Origin of the sequence: Stenomitos frigidus ULC18 (assembly GCF_003003795.1) — a bacterium.
Lineage (GTDB): Bacteria > Cyanobacteriota > Cyanobacteriia > Leptolyngbyales > Leptolyngbyaceae > Stenomitos > Stenomitos frigidus_A.
The window spans coordinates 43,601-59,973 of record NZ_PVWK01000158.1 but is presented as its reverse complement, the minus strand read 5'-3'; the positions used below and the strand labels follow the sequence as shown (position 1 = coordinate 59,973).

Sequence of the window (16,373 nt, the reverse complement as noted above, 5' to 3'; positions counted from 1 at the left end):
ACGACACCATCCATCAGGCAGACATTTTATCTCTACGGCTTCAGCTATCGCGGTGCTGCAGGCTATCAATTGCCACAATGACCACCGTGATATTATCGCGTCCGCCGTGGTTCTTAGCAGCGTCAATGAGCGCGATCGCGGCGCGATCACACGCACGAATGGATTTCAAATGTGACGCAATCAGTTGATCAGAGAGTTCTTCAGTCAAACCATCGCTACACAACAGCAGGCGATCGCCACCCTGCACTGAAAGCGCCTGGACATCAATTTGATGGAGGTCTTCACGTCCTAAACATTGCGACAGTACATGTCGCCAAGGGTGAACCCGTGCTTGATCAGGTGTAATCTCACCAATTTTCATCGCCCGTGCAACCCAGGTATGATCCTCAGTGATCTGTTCTAATTTCGCGCCGCGCAACCTGTAGAGTCGCGAATCGCCGATATGAGCGCAGCAGGGTTGTTCATCCCGAAAGATGATGGCGACAGCAGTGGTGCCCATATCAGATCGCTCTGGGTGACGACGCTGATCGGCCAAAATCGCCTGGTTGGCTTTAAAGAATGCACCTTCCAGCAGCGCTCGTGAACTCTCAGCAGACTCCCAATAGTCCAGTAAATGAGCTTGAATCGCTTGTGTTGCTAGACGGCTCGCTTCTTGCCCACCAGCATGTCCACCCATGCCGTCAGCCACCACGAAGAAGCGCCCATCCACGTCAATGTAATAAGCATCCTGGTTCACAGAACGCAGAAGCCCCACATCCGTAAGACCCGTGAAAAGGCGTTTCATAGATGAACTGTGCTTTCGTCAGTGACCATTGCAGGTGAAGGCGAGAGGCCTCATTATGGCATGCGCTCAGAACGATCGAGGCGCATCATTAGTCGGATGAAGGCGATCGCAGCAGCAATGGCCGCAATCGTAGGTATGAGTGCCCACCAGACGTGACCAGTTGAGAGTAAAATTGTTGCCGAAAGAGTAAACGCACACACTAGCAGCGTGTAATTAGTCCCCATATTAACGCCACTGAGGCGTCGGAGAATCCGATCTGTCTCAATCGATCGTACTCGAACGCGGACATCACCCCGCTCCAGTTTGTCTAGAGCGTCTTCAATGCGACGCGGTAGCCCCAGCGCGGTACTGCTGACTTGAGCCGCCTGCCGACCGAACTCGCTCAAGATGCTATTTGCATCTGACGAAGGATTTCCGTTTGCCATAATCTGCATTGCAAAAGGTTTTGCAACCTCCATAAAGTTGAAGTCTGGATCGAGACCCTTACCGACGCCTTCCAGGGTCGAAAACGCACGCATCACAAATGTAAAGGTCGCGGGAAACCGAAAGGGTTGCCCGTAAGCAATTTCGTATAAATCGTCGCTAATAGCGCTCACCGACTGGTTCTCGAACGGCTTGTCCATGAAGTTGTCCAGCATGAACTGCACTGATCGCCGTACTGGCCCCATATCGTCCGTTTGAGCCAGTGCACCCAATTCGACCAGCGATGCCACCACGCGATCGCCATCTTTTTGAGCCACACCAAAAAAGACTTCCAGTAGCTTCTCGCGAGTGAGGATCGACACCTGACCCATCATGCCGAAATCATAGAAAATCAGTGAACCGTCAGGATTCACTGCAATATTGCCGGGATGAGGATCGGCATGAAAAAACCCATCGTTTAGCAGCTGGTGTAAATACGCTTTTGCACCCATTTGAGCCAGGGCTTTGCGATCGAGCCCAGCCGCTTCCAACGCTTCATAGTGGCTGATTTTAATGCCTGGAAGATATTCCAGCGTCAACACTCTTGGCGACGCATAGCGCCAGTAGACGCGCGGCACATAGACCCAATCCTCTTGCCGAAAATTACGTCGAAATGTGTCTGCGTTGCGCCCCTCGTTGAGGTAATCCACCTCCTCATAGAGAATCTTGCAGCATTCGTCGTAAATACCCAACCAGTCGCGACCTTTGCCCCATTCAGGATGGTTTTGAAAGTAGCGAGTAATGCCTTTCAAAATCGCTAAATCGATCTTGAACAGCTTGATTAAGCCAGGACGCTGCACTTTGACCACAACTTCTTCACCAGAGTGAAGCTGCGCTCGATGCACCTGACCTAAACTGGCAGCCGCCAAAGGAATTGGGTCAAAGCTGCGGTAGAGCTCCTGGATGGGCTTCCCAAAATCTTGCTCAATAATGGCTTTTGCCTGCTCGTAGCTGAAGGCTGGCACTCTGTCTTGCAATTTAGACAGCTCTTCAACATACTCGGTCGGAAAGAGGTCAGCACGAGTGGAGAATAGTTGACCTACTTTAATAAAGGTTGGCCCCAAATCCAGCAGGGTATCCCGAATCCAAATCGCCTGACTGCGACGACGTACTTTCTGCTTTTCCTCGGTCATGCCACCGGGGTAACTCCAGGGCTTTTTATAAAGCCATTGCGAAAAGAGCAGCAACCAGACAAACGATTGAATATCGTAAGTACGACCCAGACGAGAATAGTTTTCACGACTCCAGCGGTATGACTTATCGCCATAAGGTTTCGGCTTTGAGTTGCGATTGCCCTGTCCAAGAGGCGGTTCAGAACGTGAGCGTCCAGCTTTTTTAGCCGCTGACTCATAGCGCTCAGCCACAGCTTCTTCAGCGGCTACCGGCTCACGAGCTTGCTCGCCGAAAGGCTCTAACGGTTTTGCGAAGGGCGTAGAGTTAATCGAGGTTGATACATCGACTCGCTCAGTTAGACGATCGCCAATATGAGTTGGCGCAACCTTACCATTGACATGACTGGGCTGATCAAGAGAATAACCTGGCACCCGATGACCAGTAGAGGCACCTACACCCTTTGGGCGCGAGTTTTCACCCTCTACAGGCTCCGCAGATTGCTTAGAGGGGTCGGAGTCGTGGGAAGAAACAGACACTCGAATTCCTAAATCTTTGTTCTTAATTGTAACTGAGTGTAACTGATTTATCAGAACGAAGTCTGCTTTAAAAACGTTGGCGCTTAAGCTGGACTATTGCTGCGATAGCGCTTTAGCTCCGATCGGAGTTGGGCAACCTCTGCCCGCAGATCATCGATCGTGGCTTGCAAATCGGTTGGTTGAGTACCAAGGGGCACGATCGCGGTGGTTGTCCGCCCCTGTTTTGCGGCCTCTGCTTCCCGCTGGGCTCGTGCCAGCACATCCTCTGTAAACTGACGCAAACGCTCTCGCTGCTCTGCATCAAATTTACCCAATTCGCTTAAGGTGTCTGTCAACACGCGCTCTGTTTGCTCATAAACAGCTTCAGCCAGCGCTCTGCCAATAAAGAAAGCATCAAAGGGACTACTCATGGGAACTCTCTGCTAGAAAACTGTTGCGTTTATCCAAAATTATAGCCTGCCGATCTAGTAGACAGCTATTTTGCACAGCAAGGGACGGGCTGATTTCAAGGTTCCTGCCGGGTCGATGAGCTTGGTGTAGAAACGGGTTGCTGTACGGGGAACGGCCTGTTGTGTCTTCAGATAGCGTCTAGAAACCCGGTTTCTTTCAAGTCTCTTGTACCTGTCGCAACAGTTAACCTGGAGGCACTGGCGGTTGTACAGACGTTGCTGGGCGTGGCGCTGGGTTAGTCGGCAGTGCTGGGCTAGGGAGTGGTGATGGTGGTACAGCGGGGATGAATGGGCTAAGCGTAGGGGTTGGAGTTGCCTCGATCGGTGCTGTTGGCGAGGGGGTTGGTTTCGGTTGCGTTGGTGATGGGCGTGGCGCTGGCTGGATTGTTAGAGGGCGCTCTGGAGTAAGACTGCGCATGGGAGGGGGTTCAGGCAGGGGCGGCGCTGTCGAAAAATCAGCGGGAGCGGCTTGTAGCGGCCAATTCTGCACGGGTGGAAAGTCTTGGTTGGTTTGAAAGAACGTGGGACCAATCCCGTGAGCCGCGCTAAAGCGTAACGCCAACCCTAAACCGGCACCAAAGGCGATCGCGATCGCCGCTGTCATCATCAACGCTTTCGGCAACCGACTTTTGGACGTCGGAACAGGGCTAGCAGCAGACCATTGTGAAGGCGCAATACTTTGAGTAGTCTGAGTTACAGCTGTTGGAGCTTGCGGGGCTGGAGTTGGCGGCGCAGTTGGCGGCCCTGTGGGGTGGCTAGAGCCATTCGATGCTGCGCCTGTACGTGACAAGTCGATCGCAGCGCGCGGTTCGCCCCCATTCGTTAACCCTTGCACAGCAGGCAGCGGTTGATGCACTGGTAAGAGTGCAAACCAGTCAGCGATCGTCTGAGGCCGATCTTGTGGATTGATCGCCATGCCGCTGAGAATGGCCTGTTCGATCGCGGTACTCAGTTGTGGCTGCAGTTGGCGTGGCGGGATCAACGCTGACTGATGACGGCGCGATGCTGTCATGGGTGCCTGCCCCGTGACTAAAAAATATAGCGCTGATACAAGGCCATAAATGTCGGTGGCAGTTGTCAGGTTGACCTGCCGTTGATGCAATTCGATCGCTGCATACGGTGACAAAGACTCTGCGCGATCTGGCACCCCCAGCACTGCATAATGCGCCATGCCAAAACCCACCAGCACTACAAACGAAGCACCTTTTGGACGCACCAGGTTTTCTGGCTTGACATCCCGATGGAGTAACCCCTGACGGTGCAGCACACTAAGCGCTGCACCCGCTTGCCGGACGTACTGCACAGCCTCTAATTCTGGCAATGGTGCTCGCGATCGCACATATTCTGCCAATGTCTGACCTGCGACATAATCCATCACCACGCACGGTAGCCCAGACTCCTCAAACACCTCCAAGACTCTCGCTAGACCAGGATGCTGACATTGTGCAACCCGCCGCGCCTCTTCCACAAACCGTCGCTTCCAATGAGCGCTATCAGTTTGCGGCTGAATCTGCAATGTCTTCAGCACAACGGACTGGTTCGATGGTGCTTGAATAGCCCTAAAAGTGATCCCCAGAGTACTCTGCCCCAACAGATTTTGGAGGATATACTTGCCATTTTGCAGCGCCGTACCAGCAGTCAGGTTCATGGGCATTCGCTCCCAAGGGTCGTGACCATGCTAACGCCTCGCAGTGACCTGAGGCTAGAGAGGGGACGTGGGGAGTCGGGAATGGGGAAGCTGAGGCAGTGACCAGTGGGGCGCAACGGGAGTGGAAAAAAGGCAGAAAAGCGTGGGAGGAACTCAAAATTCTCTAGCTTGTCGGCGCAAAGCGCTACTCAAAACTCAAAACTTCTTAACGCCCCTTGTCTTTCTCCTGAGCAAACCGATCGGCTACAAATGATTCTGCTTCAGACCGGGTATGAATCACGCTATCTACAGTCGCAGCCGTCAGCGCTTCCAAGATGGCTTTAAACTGTGGCCCCGGTTTGTAACCGAGTGCCTTTAGATCGTTACCGTCTAGAAGTGGTTTGAGAGCATACCAACAAGTGAGATAGCGCCAAAGTTTACGGCGAGGTGATGCTGCCCTGTCAGCCTGTTGCAGATCAGACCGACTACGAAGAGCAATAAACGTTAATAGCAGTGGATCATACGGCTTGAGTAGTTGAATAACCTGACTGGGGCGATCGCAATGGGGTAGAGCCGTTGTCAAGGTCGTTTGGACACTGTCTAGCTGCTGCAAGCGATGGAGACTGTCAGCCGGTAGCTGGAGGTTGGCAGCAACGGCGCCACGATGCATCGGTGCAAGCTGTGCCAGCAAGACTTCGAGCCGAATCAACCACAGAGGAGGAAGGGCCGTAAGGCTAAAGGCTGAAGGCTGTAGCTTGCTTCCGCTGTGTGGTGGGCTAACGTTTTGAGTCGAATCTAACGGTGACTCGACTGAACTCGCCGATTCCTGTCTTCTGTCTCCTGCCTCCTGACCGCTGACCGCTGACCGCTCACTCCTCAACCGCCTCAGGGCACGATCGACCAACCGCAATTGCCGCCACAACGTTTCATCCATCGTCAACGTTAGGTGAATGCACTGCAAGGCGTCTAGAGCGGACAGCTTTTGTAAGGCGGGTTCCCAGTAGGGCGATTGGAGAATGTATTTGAGTTCTGCTTTGAGGCGAGTTTGTAGCGCAGGGGCAGTCAGGGGAGCGTCGGACTGTCGATCGGTTTGAATGTGAGTCGCTTGACTGTCGATCGCTTGAATGTGGGCATAGATGCCACTGTCGATCGCATAGCGAATATAGCCTTCTGTCTGAGCGTCAAGCTGGAAGCCTAACCGTACAGCAAATCTGACAGCGCGGTAGATTCGGGTGGGATCTTCGATAAAACTGTTGGCGTGGAGAACGCGGATTTGTTTTGCTTGCAGGTCGAGTTCGCCACCAAAAAAGTCGAGCAATTCGCCTGGATGTGGCTCTGTCAGACGAATTGCCATGGCGTTGATGGTGAAGTCGCGGCGATACAGATCCTGACGGATAGAGCTGGCTTCCACCTCTGGATTGGCAGCCGGATAGGGGTAAAACTCAGTGCGTGCAGTCGCCAGATCGACCCAAAGCGATTTGAATAATGGGTCGTTGTGCCAAAGTAACGCGGCAGTCTGAAACTTACCATGAACCTCTAAACGTGCATCGGGATAGAGCGTTTGCAGCGATCGCGCCATCTCCACGCCAGCGCCAACAGTCGCTGCCTGATGAAAGCCATCAACAACCAAATCCACATCCTCTAGCAGGAGTGTGCCCGTCGTTGCTTGACCCGCCGCGACTTGCCCTGCAGCGATCGTTAGCAGCAAATCCCGTACTGCGCCACCCACCAGATACAGGTGCCATCCCCGTTGTTCGGCTTCCGTTGCTGCTGCTGACAGCAATTGCCACAGTTCAGGCTTGAGACATTGACGAAGGGCAGTGAGGAGTCTAGCTTGCTTCCGCTTGGCGGTGGAGTGAGGGGTGAGGAGTAAGTTGGAAGAGAAAAGTGAGGAGTCTAGCTGGCTGTCGTTGGGCGAGGTAGAGGATGAGCCAGCGTCTCTTGTCCCCTTACTCCTCTCTTGCTCACTCCTCGCCTGATTGTGCAACTGTCGCAAAACATCCGTGCGCGTGACAATACCCACTAGTGAGTCCTGATCCAATACGGGTAGACGACCGATGTCATAGGTCACCATCAGCGACTCGATATCTGGTAGAGAGGTTTGAGGCGTGACGGTTTTAAGGTTAGTAGTCATGTAACCTTTGACGGGAGCTTGGCTGAAGCCATGATGCAGGGCAATATCCAGGTCACGACGCGAAATGATGCCGATGAGCCGTCCGTCAGCGTCTACTACTGATAAGCCTGAGTGCCCATAGCGCAGTAACAAGCGCTGTGCTGCCTCGATCGTGGTGTCGGGACGAATGGTTCGCACAGGTGATGACATCAAATCCCTTGCCACTGGGGGGTGAGGGATTTGTGCTTTGAATTGAGCTACCAGTTGCAGCAGTGTCTCCTGAGGCTCAACCGCGTGTAGATTCACTGAAGCCGCACGCGGATGTCCTCCACCGCCGATCGCACTGAAGAGCTCGTCCAGGTTCGTACCATCCAAGCGCGATCGCCCAATCACCGTTAAAGCGCTTGCGTCACTCTCGTAAGGGTGGGTATGACAGTCGCCATGCTTGCAGTAGTGTGCCGCCAGCAGCAGTGCGTCGATATCGGTCAGACTCATGAGGTGCGACGCCAAACTCGATAAACCTGGCACAAAGCTGTCTAGTGTCAGCATCACCCAGCCGATCGTCCTGCCGTGTACCGTCTCTGTCTGCAGAGACTCCAGAGCGGTTGTGAGCAACGGCTGCAGGTCGGGAGTCAAACCAGGATTGGCATACTGAGCGATCGCCCGTAAACTGGCTCCGTGTTCCATCAACCATGCCAGCGCTCTAGCATCGCGAGCGGTCGTCTGGTCAAACGTCAGCGAGCCCGTATCGACGTGAATGCCCAACGCCATTACCGTGGCTTCAGCGATCGTGAGCGTGACTTGCTGCGCCTGAAGGTGCTCCACAATCAAGGTGGTGGTTGCACCAACTGCTTCCACCTGACGTTGCGCGGTGGGAAGATCCGACTCGGCACCCAAATGATGGTCATAGACTGAAAGGGCAACGTTGGGCAAATCGAGCCACTCTGCCGTTTTTCCTAGCCGATCGCGAAACTGAGTATCGACGACTGCAATCGCCTGAATCTGTTCTGGGTTGACCGCTCGTCTCTCCATCAGCGCATACTCATCACGATGGAGTGCTAGAAAATCGCGTACAGCGGGATGTGCCCCACCCGCCAGGACGATGCGCGCTCCAGGTTGTAACCGCGTCAAGCCAACGGCAGCACCCAGCGTGTCGAAATCAGCAGTCGTGTGGCAAAGGATGAGATTCATTCCATCAGATGGGTACAGTTTTCTGATAGCTTACTAATTGGGGATGAGTGCGATCGCCAGCATTAATGCCCTTTTTGCCTAATCTATCGCTGTATCGGAGAAGCGGAAATTATGACCATCGTCTTCCAGATTTCCCTGGCTGCTCTAGTCATCCTGTCATTTGTGCTGGTTGTGGGCGCTCCTGTCGCTCTGGCAACACCACAAGGCTGGGATCAATCGAAGCGGCTCATCTTTCTTGGTTCTGCTGCATGGACCTTGTTGGTGTTGCTAGTGGGAGGACTAAACTACCTGGTTGTGTAAGCTTGTCTCCTTTGCCAATCGCTCCACAATAAAAACACTGACTTAAGATCAGCATACGCCCCATCAGCTAGAGGTGATTGTTTTATGCGCTTTAAGCTGATGGGGAAGATCTTTAACCTAACAGTAAGCAGAAATGGCAGTTTTTGAAGGAACATTCACTCAGACAAACCAGATGCGCTTTGCGATCGTCATCGGTCGCTTTAATGACCTAGTCACCAGTAAGCTTCTGGAAGGCTGCCAGGATTGCCTCAAGCGTCACGGTGTTGATACCGATCCAAATGGTACGCAAGTGGACTACGCCTGGGTTCCGGGTAGCTTTGAAGTACCTCTCGTTGCTCGCCAGCTCGCCCTGTCGAATCGCTACGATGCCATTATTTGCCTCGGTGCCATCATTAAGGGCCAAACGCCTCATTTCGATTACGTGGCGGCGGAAGTGTCCAAAGGAATTGCTGCAACAGGCTTCCAGACAGGGGTACCCGTCATCTTTGGTGTACTGACAACCGATACAATGCAGCAAGCGCTGGAACGAGCTGGCATTAAGAGTAATCTGGGTTGGAATTACGCTATGAGCGCTCTGGAGATGGCGAGCCTCATGAAGCAGGTGAAGGGTGTCAGTGCAGACCCTTACGGCAATCATCTGGGTGCCGCTTCTAGCCCGACTCTTTCTGCTGCGATGCTCAAGAGTGCGGCGGCAGAAGACACAGTTTTGCCCGGTAGCGCTTCAGCAGCGAGTGAGCAAACCTAATCGATCAGAGCCTATAGTGCTAGGACTCATGGATCAGGACTGACGCAGTATGAATGTGGGATCTTGTTCGCGCAACGTCTGTTGAGCAACCATCCCTCAGGCTTCTTTTACAAGGAATACAAGGAAATCCCTTTTTCCTCAAGGAGCGGTGCGCTTTCATAGAGACTGTATCAGTTCTCTAAATCTGAATGGCTGTAATGCTTCTGCCTGGTGAGCCTTGCTGTTCTCTAGCTGGCATGAAGAGGTAATACCAAATCAATTAGTAAAGGCTACAGATCTTGCCCTCATCCCCAACCCTTCTCCCAAGGGGAGAAGAGAGCCGGATTCAAAGTCCCTCTCCTGTGGGAGAGGGATTTAGGGTGAGAGCGTATCTGTAGTGTTTATTGCAAGATTTGGTATAACGTAGAGCGTACGATCGCTAACAAGCTTGCACCAGAAAAGAGAGCAGCGACGCCAAGGCAGCTTGCCACATTAAGGTTGTTTTTTATCGCCAGGAAATGCAAGAACTGATAGCGGATGTCTTAGTGGTGGGTGGCGGCACGGGTGGTACAGCCGCAGCGATTCAGGCAGCGCGACGGGGAGCGAAGACTATTCTCGTCAGCGAGTTTGACTGGCTAGGCGGCATGCTAACGAGTGCAGGTGTGTCGGCACCAGATGGCAATGAATTGGTCACGTTACAAACGGGGTTATGGGGAGCCTTTTTACGTGCACTGCAGCAACGACAGCCAGATGGCTTGGATCACGGTTGGGTCAGTTTCTTCACCTATGATCCTCGTCTTGGCGCTCAGGTTTTTGCAGACTGGGCGGCGGCATTGCCTTATCTACAGTGGCTTCCTGGACAAACACCAGAAGCAGTTCTCGTTCAAGAGAACCGCGTCGTTGGCGTACGGTTTCAAGCATTTACGATCCGCGCCAAAATTACCCTCGATGGCACAGAGTTGGGAGATTTGCTAGCTCTCGGTGATGTGCCGCACCGCTGGGGTTGGGAGTTACAAGCGGAGTTTGATGAACCCAGCGCGCCTGTCGCTTCCAGCCCATTAACGCAGCAGTATCCCGTACAGGCTCCAACCTGGGTCGTTGTGATGCAGGATTACGGCAAGGGTGAAACGGCTCCAGAGATTCCGGCTCCACCCAAGGATGATCCCGATCGCTTTGCAGGCGCATGGGACAACTACGGAGGCGATCGCTTTCTCAACTACGGACGCTTACCAGGAAACCGCTTTATGATCAACTGGCCGATCCACGGCAATGATTATGGTGAGGGTGTTGAGCGTCTACTGTCAGCCGAGCAGCGGGGAGAGTTTCTGCAGGAAGCACTGTGGCACACGCAAAGTTTCGCCCGCTTCATTCAGCAGCAGTTGGGTCGTCGCTATGGGGTAGCGAAGGATGTTTTTCCATTGCAGGAGACGAGAGAAGCAAGCCTCGGTGGTGGTGCGTATGCCTTGCATCCGTATTATCGAGAAAGTCGGCGCTTGTGCGGCCTGACAACCGTGCGGGAGCAGGATCTGCTCCCAATCAGCCAAGGAAGTGTGGCACCATTACCGATCGCCGTTTCTGGGCAAGGCTGTACTCAGGCAGAGGTGATCTGTGATGCGATCGCGATCGGCAATTATGCCAACGATCACCATTACCCTAGTGGCGACATCACGTTGAAACCAAAGTCGATGCGCTGGGGTGGACGCTGGACGGGCACTCCGTTCACGATTCCCTATCGCGCGTTGGTGCCTGCCAACCTGGATGGCTTACTCGTTTGCGAGAAAAATATCTCCGTTTCCCACATGGCGAATGGTGCCACGCGTCTGCAGCCACTGGTCTTGGGGATCGGGCAGGCGGCAGGCATGGCGGCAGCGCTTTGCGTTGAGCAAGGTTGTGAGCCACGTGCTTTGGCTGTGCGATCGCTCCAGGAAGCCTTGTTGAACGATCCCATTGCGCCAACGGCTGTGATCCCTTTGTTTAACGTGCCTGTTTACCATGCTGATTGGCTGTATTGGCAGCGCTATTACCTGGATCAACCAGAAGCATATCCTGCCAGTGGAAACTGCCCCACTCGACGCAGAGACGTTGCACGATCGACTCCATCGACTCATGCCCGGCCTACTGGTGTAGCGACAACGCAAACCGTAGCTGGCGTTTTCCGTCACGCGGGGGATCAAGCTTACACAATGGTAGTGGAGGAGCCGTCCACACTTAAAAATCTGACACTGGATCTGGTCACTCTTGATCCACTAATCAATGAACAACTGGCTACAGTGCCACCAGAGCAGCCAATAAGCGCATCAGGCAAACTCAATACGGCTGGCAATTGGTTTTTGGTAGAGGCGATCGAAAGACTAGGCGAAAGCACACCTTAGTTGCTCACGCTTCGTTGCAGACAATCGCGTATGGGTGAAGCCAGAGACTCTACTGAAGCTGACCGCGCAGCGTGCGCGTGATTCCCTGGCTAGATTTCTCCCCCAGGTCATCAGCAACCGTTAATCTAGTAGGTTTGAAGCGCTTCAATGTCACCTTGATGCCCTGCGCACACTCTTGTTCCAAATCTTCTACATAGCCACTCTTGGAAGCATCAGCCGCCTTAGCGCTCATGAACGGGCCAAAGTAGTAGGTACAAGGGGGCGTTTCTGTCATGACTTCAACCCACCAAGCGAACCCAAACAGATTGAGTAGATTTGCCAAAAGATCGTTCATTAATGTCTCTGCAGATTTATTAATGGGTTAGCAAGTAGCTGGTCACAACCCTATGTAACAGGATTGTAACTAATTCTTTACACTTTGTATACTTTGTATACTACCTACGGCTCACTTTTTCAACCGCATCGCCTTCTCCACTGTATCCAGGTGCAGTGTATTCGACCAGCGCTGACGAAAGATTTCATAAAGTGCCATCCCTGTGGCAACAGACGCATTCAGACTGGGAGTAGTGCCGCTTAAGGGAATCGAAACCAGGCTATCGCAAGCGCGCTGAGTTAGCATACTCAGCCCATCGCCTTCTGCCCCAACAACCAGCACAACAGGCCCTGTGAACTGCACGGTAGGCAGCGCTTGGCTGCCGCTGCTAGCAGTGCCATAGATCCAAAAGCCAGCAGTTTTTAGCTCTTCTAACGCGCGACCCAGATTGACAACGCGTGAGACTGAGAACGTTTCGAGCGCCCCAGCGGCCACCTTGACAACAGTTGAAGTGACGCCGACTGCTCGCCGTTGGGGGATCACCAGACCCTGTGCGCCTATGGCTTCTGCCGTCCGAATAATGGCACCCAGATTATGAGGATCGGTAATACTGTCGGCAACGATAATGACTGGCTGATCAGAAGCAGCTTTCGCCTGCGCGATCAAATCTTGCAAATCAATATAAGCATGGGGTGCAACTTGTGCGACAACGCCTTGATGATTTGCTCTAAAGGTGAGTTGGTCTAACCGCTGTGGTTCCACTTCATCAATGACAGTGCCGTTAGCTTTTGCCTGAGACAAGAGATCGTGAAAGCGGTGATCGTAGCGGAGCTTAGCTGTAATCCAGATGCGGTTGAGCGATCGCTCACTTTCGAGTGCTGCTAGAACCGGATGGCGACCGTAGATCAAATCGGCTTCTTCAAAAGACGTTGGCGTCGCGATCGCGGGATCTTGCCCTGTTTCAGAATGTGGCTTCGATCCTACCGGTGGTAGCGATCGTGGCTGGCGTGTTTGGGACGATCGTTCGTAGCGAGCATGCCCCGAACGTCGATGCGACGAAGCTGCACCAGCGTCTCGCGAAGGGCGTGGGCTATCAGCTCTAAAGTCAGAATTTGACTCTCGTGAAGGTTTTGGTACGCCGGACTGGCGATCGCTACTGGCTCTCCTCACTCGTGGTCTAGCAGAATGGCGATCAGAGCTGAAATCAGTAGTCTTGGAATCAGCGCTGGTTTTGCGTGCTGGACGTGGTTTGCCGGCTTGAAAATCGATACTTACTTCACGCGACAGTCGTGGCTTACCAGCTTTAATGGGTTGAGAGCGCCCTTTTGATCCCACTGGTTTAATGCGGGGTTTCGCAGAGCGAGTCGGCAGAGAGCGTTCTTGGGGATCGTCGTTACGTTTTTTAGCAGCCATGATGTTACGGAAGAAGTAAGCGAATAAGACTGAATGTCCTAAATGGGTCGGTCAAACTCTAGTTGTGCTAACAGCTGTACCAAGCGCTGTGGGTTAGTGAGATAAAGGTAGCCGATCAGGGTTTCTAGGCTTGTTGCCTGCTGGTAAACGCTGAGATCAACTCGCTTGGGGCGTCCGGTTGCCGCATTGCGCCCACGCTTCACAAATTCCAACTCGGTCTCTGTTAAGGACGGCATGAGCGATCGCAAATGGTCTGCCTGCCGCTCTGCCCTCACTTGAGCCACAACTTGACTGTGATAGGACTGAAGCCGTTTAGGTGGTAGGAGATAAAAACGTCGAACATAGAGTTCGTAAACAGCGTCTCCCAGGTATGCCAGGGCAGCAGGCGGTAACTGCTGAATGGACATCACAGCCAGGGGCGCTAAGGGCAGCATAAAGGGAAGTTCGTCAGGCAGTGCCGGGTCGGCAAGGGACTGTGAGCGATCGCCATGCTTGTCTGTATCCGTAAGCGCTACCTCACGTCTCGCTCTCTCTGCATTCACCAGCCAAGCCGCCAGATTTAGGGATACGCTAATTGAAGTTGTTGAAGAAATTAAATCAGCTTACTTATCTTAGCTGGATTTCTCATGGGTCAACAGAATCTCGCTGCTAGATTTAACGTCTCTTGTCTTGGTTTAGCGTATGACCCATACCAGAAAATCTCTCCTGAGAGTGACGTGCATAAAGGTGTCAGCGTATAAAATTGTGCCACTGTATATGTAACGCTTTGTCGCTAAGGCCATGATCCCGAACGGCGCATTGCAGCAGCATGATCTTGCTTAAATCTTGTTTGAGTTGAGTTTGTCTGTCGCTATCGTTTGTCCTACACCGATGAGTCCATCCCTTTCGCCCCGATCGATCAATATGAACCAGCCGCTCTCGCCTCGTTCCGTTAGAGTCGATCGCATTTTGGTTGTGGACGATTTGCCTGATAATTGTTTTTTGATTCAGACGCTGTTGCAGCAAGAGGGCTATCACATTGATGTCGCGAGTAGCGGTAGTGCAGCACTCAACTACATTGAGGCGACTCCGCCCGATTTGCTGCTGCTAGACGTGATGATGCCAGGTATGGATGGGTATGAAGTAACGCGTCGCATTCGCCAGAATACCGATCTGCCGTTTCTACCAATCTTATTGATCACGGCTCATGATCAACCTAGCGTTGTGCGTGGGTTAGATATTGGCGCGGATGATTTTATTCGTAAACCCGTTGAATTTGATGAACTCGTCGCACGGGTACGATCGTTGCTACGTCTCAAGCATAGTGTCGATGAGCGCGACTTGATTGCCCGCCAGCGTGAGGATTTTGTCTCTCGTCTGACGCATGATCTGCGAACACCGTTGGTTGCCGCCGATCGCATGTTAACCCTGTTTCAGCAAGGAGCGCTGGGCGAACCACCACCTGCAATGGGTGAAGCCATCGGTACGATGATTCGCAGTAATCAAAATCTGCTGACGATGGTGAATCTGTTACTGGAAGTTTACCGCTACGAAGCCGGACGGAAGACACTCAATTTTACATCGGTCAAACTGTCGGAACTTGCAGAAACGGTCATTGATGAATTACAACCACTCGCGATCGAAAAAAAACTGACGCTAACGCTCGATCAATCGGCTCTACAGAACAGTCATACCTCAGGTCTCGTGATGGGCGATCGGATCGAGTTGCGGCGTGTTCTTACTAATCTGCTGGGTAATGCGCTTAAGTTCACTGATGCGGGTTCTGTCACCGCGCGTTTGACAACCTCCAACCAGAAGAGCGCGATCGTCCTGGAGATCGCTGATACGGGGCCTGGTATTCCGATCGCTGACCAGCCCAAGCTGTTTGAAAGTTTTATTACTGGTAGCCACAGGCGCGCTGGTAGCGGTTTAGGGCTACACCTCTCGCGCCAAATCGTTGAAGCTCATCAGGGGCAGATTTACCTCACGTCAGACGTTGGCAAAGGCAGCGTCTTTACCGTCTGTCTGCCAATGCAAGCATAAACTGTAAACTCGCTATCGATAGCGAGTTTACAGTTTATGCACCACTTACTTGAAACACGACGGTTCGTTCTTAACCACTACCGTCAATTGCTGTAGCGTTCTTCAGCCCACGGCTCACCGCGCCGATGGTAGCCATTGCGTTCCCAAAAGCCTAACGCTTCATGGTCGAGAAACTCCAGACCGTTGAGCCACTTAGCGCTTTTCCAGGCATATAAATGGGGCACGACTAACCGCAAGGGCCCACCGTGTTCCGCCGGGAGTGGCTCACCAAAAAGTGTGTGCGCGAAAAAGTTCTCTTCGCGCAAAAAATCGTCGATCGCAATGTTGGTTGTGTACCCACCGTAGCAATGCTCCATCAGATGCACTGCCTTGGGGTCAAGCTCCACATGGCGCATAAAATCAGTCACTTTAACGCCTGTCCATTGCACATCCAGCTTTGACCAGGTTGTAACACAATGAAAATCAGCCGTAAAGCTACTTTGCGGCATTGACATCAGGTCATCCCAGCTAAAAATAACTGGCGTTGCCAAGCCCCATACACGCAGTTGCCAGTCATTGGACTGAACGAGAGGCGTTTCACCATACGTTAGGACTGGAAAGCCTTTAGCGAGATGCTGACCGGGCGGGACGCGATCTTGTAGCTCTGGATCTGGTTTCTGAAAAAACTTTCCCAGCATGGCAACCTATGGCTTTAGTAGAGTTTTGCGTACGTTACGACTCTTCTTCGTCTTCAGCATCAGCTTGTGGATAGATAAAGCCTTCAGCACGCCCAGTCAGGATCGACTTGCCGATCGACAGCGCCCGTTGCGCCTGCAGGTTTGCTTTACGCTTCCAGGTGGCTTTACGCTGATCGCGCTTGGAGCTAGAGGTTTTCTTCTTAGGAACAGCCATAGCAGTGGATGGTTTATTTTGACAGCTTTCCTATTCTAGGGCATTAATCCTGAATCTATACCT

Annotated in this window: 14 protein-coding genes; 4 read left to right on the top strand and 10 right to left on the bottom strand. The window is 52.8% G+C overall.

All coding sequences use genetic code 11. From position 1 onward, the window contains the following. Window positions 1-40 precede the first annotated feature (40 nt). From C7B82_RS29305 to C7B82_RS29285, 5 genes are all read right to left on the bottom strand, one after another. Window positions 41-784 (bottom strand): PP2C family protein-serine/threonine phosphatase, encoded by a 744-nt coding sequence (locus tag C7B82_RS29305; RefSeq protein ID WP_106260685.1) that lies wholly within the window; start codon window positions 782-784, stop codon window positions 41-43. Between the two features lie 53 nt (window positions 785-837). Further along, window positions 838-2,895 (bottom strand): ABC1 kinase family protein, encoded by a 2,058-nt coding sequence (locus C7B82_RS29300; RefSeq protein WP_339375275.1) that lies wholly within the window; start codon window positions 2,893-2,895, stop codon window positions 838-840. An 83-nt stretch (window positions 2,896-2,978) separates the two neighbouring features. Then, on the bottom strand, window positions 2,979-3,305 hold the full coding sequence (locus C7B82_RS29295; RefSeq protein WP_106260683.1) for a DUF6825 family protein: 327 nt from the start codon (window positions 3,303-3,305) through the stop codon (window positions 2,979-2,981). Window positions 3,306-3,528: 223 nt separating this feature from the next. After that, the gene (locus C7B82_RS29290; RefSeq protein WP_181357762.1) at window positions 3,529-4,992 is read right to left on the bottom strand and encodes a serine/threonine-protein kinase; all 1,464 of its coding nucleotides are present in this window, start codon (window positions 4,990-4,992) and stop codon (window positions 3,529-3,531) included. A 205-nt stretch (window positions 4,993-5,197) separates the two neighbouring features. Beyond that, complete coding sequence (locus tag C7B82_RS29285) at window positions 5,198-8,275, bottom strand: CBS domain-containing protein (RefSeq protein WP_106260680.1); 3,078 nt, start codon at window positions 8,273-8,275, stop codon at window positions 5,198-5,200. Between the two features lie 111 nt (window positions 8,276-8,386). On the opposite strand from C7B82_RS29285, the gene psbZ reads away from it, so the two are divergent. From psbZ to C7B82_RS29270, 3 genes are all read left to right on the top strand, one after another. Beyond that, a complete protein-coding gene (gene psbZ, locus C7B82_RS29280; RefSeq protein ID WP_106260678.1) occupies window positions 8,387-8,575 on the top strand; it encodes a photosystem II reaction center protein PsbZ in 189 nt (62 codons plus the stop codon). 133 nt (window positions 8,576-8,708) lie between these two features. Then, window positions 8,709-9,320, top strand: coding sequence for a 6,7-dimethyl-8-ribityllumazine synthase (gene ribH / locus C7B82_RS29275; protein ID WP_106260677.1), 612 nt, complete (start codon window positions 8,709-8,711; stop codon window positions 9,318-9,320). A gap of 497 nt (window positions 9,321-9,817) precedes the next feature. Continuing rightward, complete coding sequence (locus tag C7B82_RS29270; protein WP_106260675.1) at window positions 9,818-11,671, top strand: FAD-dependent oxidoreductase; 1,854 nt, start codon at window positions 9,818-9,820, stop codon at window positions 11,669-11,671. A gap of 49 nt (window positions 11,672-11,720) precedes the next feature. Here C7B82_RS29270 and C7B82_RS29265 read toward each other — a convergent pair whose 3' ends face one another. The 3 genes from C7B82_RS29265 to C7B82_RS29255 all read right to left on the bottom strand — a co-directional run bounded on the left by C7B82_RS29265 (window position 11,721) and on the right by C7B82_RS29255 (window position 13,939). Continuing rightward, window positions 11,721-12,005 (bottom strand): DUF1816 domain-containing protein, encoded by a 285-nt coding sequence (locus C7B82_RS29265; protein WP_106260674.1) that lies wholly within the window; start codon window positions 12,003-12,005, stop codon window positions 11,721-11,723. A gap of 111 nt (window positions 12,006-12,116) precedes the next feature. After that, window positions 12,117-13,397 (bottom strand): 23S rRNA (guanosine(2251)-2'-O)-methyltransferase RlmB, encoded by a 1,281-nt coding sequence (rlmB, locus tag C7B82_RS29260; RefSeq protein WP_106260672.1) that lies wholly within the window; start codon window positions 13,395-13,397, stop codon window positions 12,117-12,119. 38 nt (window positions 13,398-13,435) lie between these two features. Then, a complete protein-coding gene (locus C7B82_RS29255; protein WP_245940155.1) occupies window positions 13,436-13,939 on the bottom strand; it encodes a Mini-ribonuclease 3 in 504 nt (167 codons plus the stop codon). Between the two features lie 328 nt (window positions 13,940-14,267). Between C7B82_RS29255 and C7B82_RS29250 the strand changes: the two genes are divergently transcribed. Then, window positions 14,268-15,419 (top strand): hybrid sensor histidine kinase/response regulator, encoded by a 1,152-nt coding sequence (locus C7B82_RS29250; protein ID WP_245940154.1) that lies wholly within the window; start codon window positions 14,268-14,270, stop codon window positions 15,417-15,419. 83 nt (window positions 15,420-15,502) lie between these two features. Here the strand turns inward: C7B82_RS29250 and C7B82_RS29245 are convergent, their stop codons facing one another. Together C7B82_RS29245 and C7B82_RS29240 are read right to left on the bottom strand one after the other, a co-directional pair. Continuing rightward, the gene (locus C7B82_RS29245; protein WP_106260669.1) at window positions 15,503-16,096 is read right to left on the bottom strand and encodes a sulfite oxidase-like oxidoreductase; all 594 of its coding nucleotides are present in this window, start codon (window positions 16,094-16,096) and stop codon (window positions 15,503-15,505) included. A 34-nt stretch (window positions 16,097-16,130) separates the two neighbouring features. Further along, a complete protein-coding gene (locus C7B82_RS29240; RefSeq protein WP_106260667.1) occupies window positions 16,131-16,310 on the bottom strand; it encodes a 50S ribosomal protein L32 in 180 nt (59 codons plus the stop codon). Between the last annotated feature and the right edge of the window lie 63 nt (window positions 16,311-16,373).

Coding starts and splice junctions, on each gene's coding strand:
- C7B82_RS29305 (WP_106260685.1), bottom strand. CDS start 784: ATGAAACGCCTTTTCACGGGTCTTACGGATGTGGGGCTTCTGCGTTCT.
- C7B82_RS29295 (WP_106260683.1), bottom strand. CDS start 3,305: ATGAGTAGTCCCTTTGATGCTTTCTTTATTGGCAGAGCGCTGGCTGAA.
- C7B82_RS29290 (WP_181357762.1), bottom strand. CDS start 4,992: ATGAACCTGACTGCTGGTACGGCGCTGCAAAATGGCAAGTATATCCTC.
- C7B82_RS29285 (WP_106260680.1), bottom strand. CDS start 8,275: ATGAATCTCATCCTTTGCCACACGACTGCTGATTTCGACACGCTGGGT.
- psbZ (WP_106260678.1), top strand. CDS start 8,387: ATGACCATCGTCTTCCAGATTTCCCTGGCTGCTCTAGTCATCCTGTCA.
- ribH (WP_106260677.1), top strand. CDS start 8,709: ATGGCAGTTTTTGAAGGAACATTCACTCAGACAAACCAGATGCGCTTT.
- C7B82_RS29270 (WP_106260675.1), top strand. CDS start 9,818: ATGCAAGAACTGATAGCGGATGTCTTAGTGGTGGGTGGCGGCACGGGT.
- C7B82_RS29265 (WP_106260674.1), bottom strand. CDS start 12,005: ATGAACGATCTTTTGGCAAATCTACTCAATCTGTTTGGGTTCGCTTGG.
- rlmB (WP_106260672.1), bottom strand. CDS start 13,397: ATGGCTGCTAAAAAACGTAACGACGATCCCCAAGAACGCTCTCTGCCG.
- C7B82_RS29250 (WP_245940154.1), top strand. CDS start 14,268: ATGAGTCCATCCCTTTCGCCCCGATCGATCAATATGAACCAGCCGCTC.
- C7B82_RS29245 (WP_106260669.1), bottom strand. CDS start 16,096: ATGCTGGGAAAGTTTTTTCAGAAACCAGATCCAGAGCTACAAGATCGC.
- C7B82_RS29240 (WP_106260667.1), bottom strand. CDS start 16,310: ATGGCTGTTCCTAAGAAGAAAACCTCTAGCTCCAAGCGCGATCAGCGT.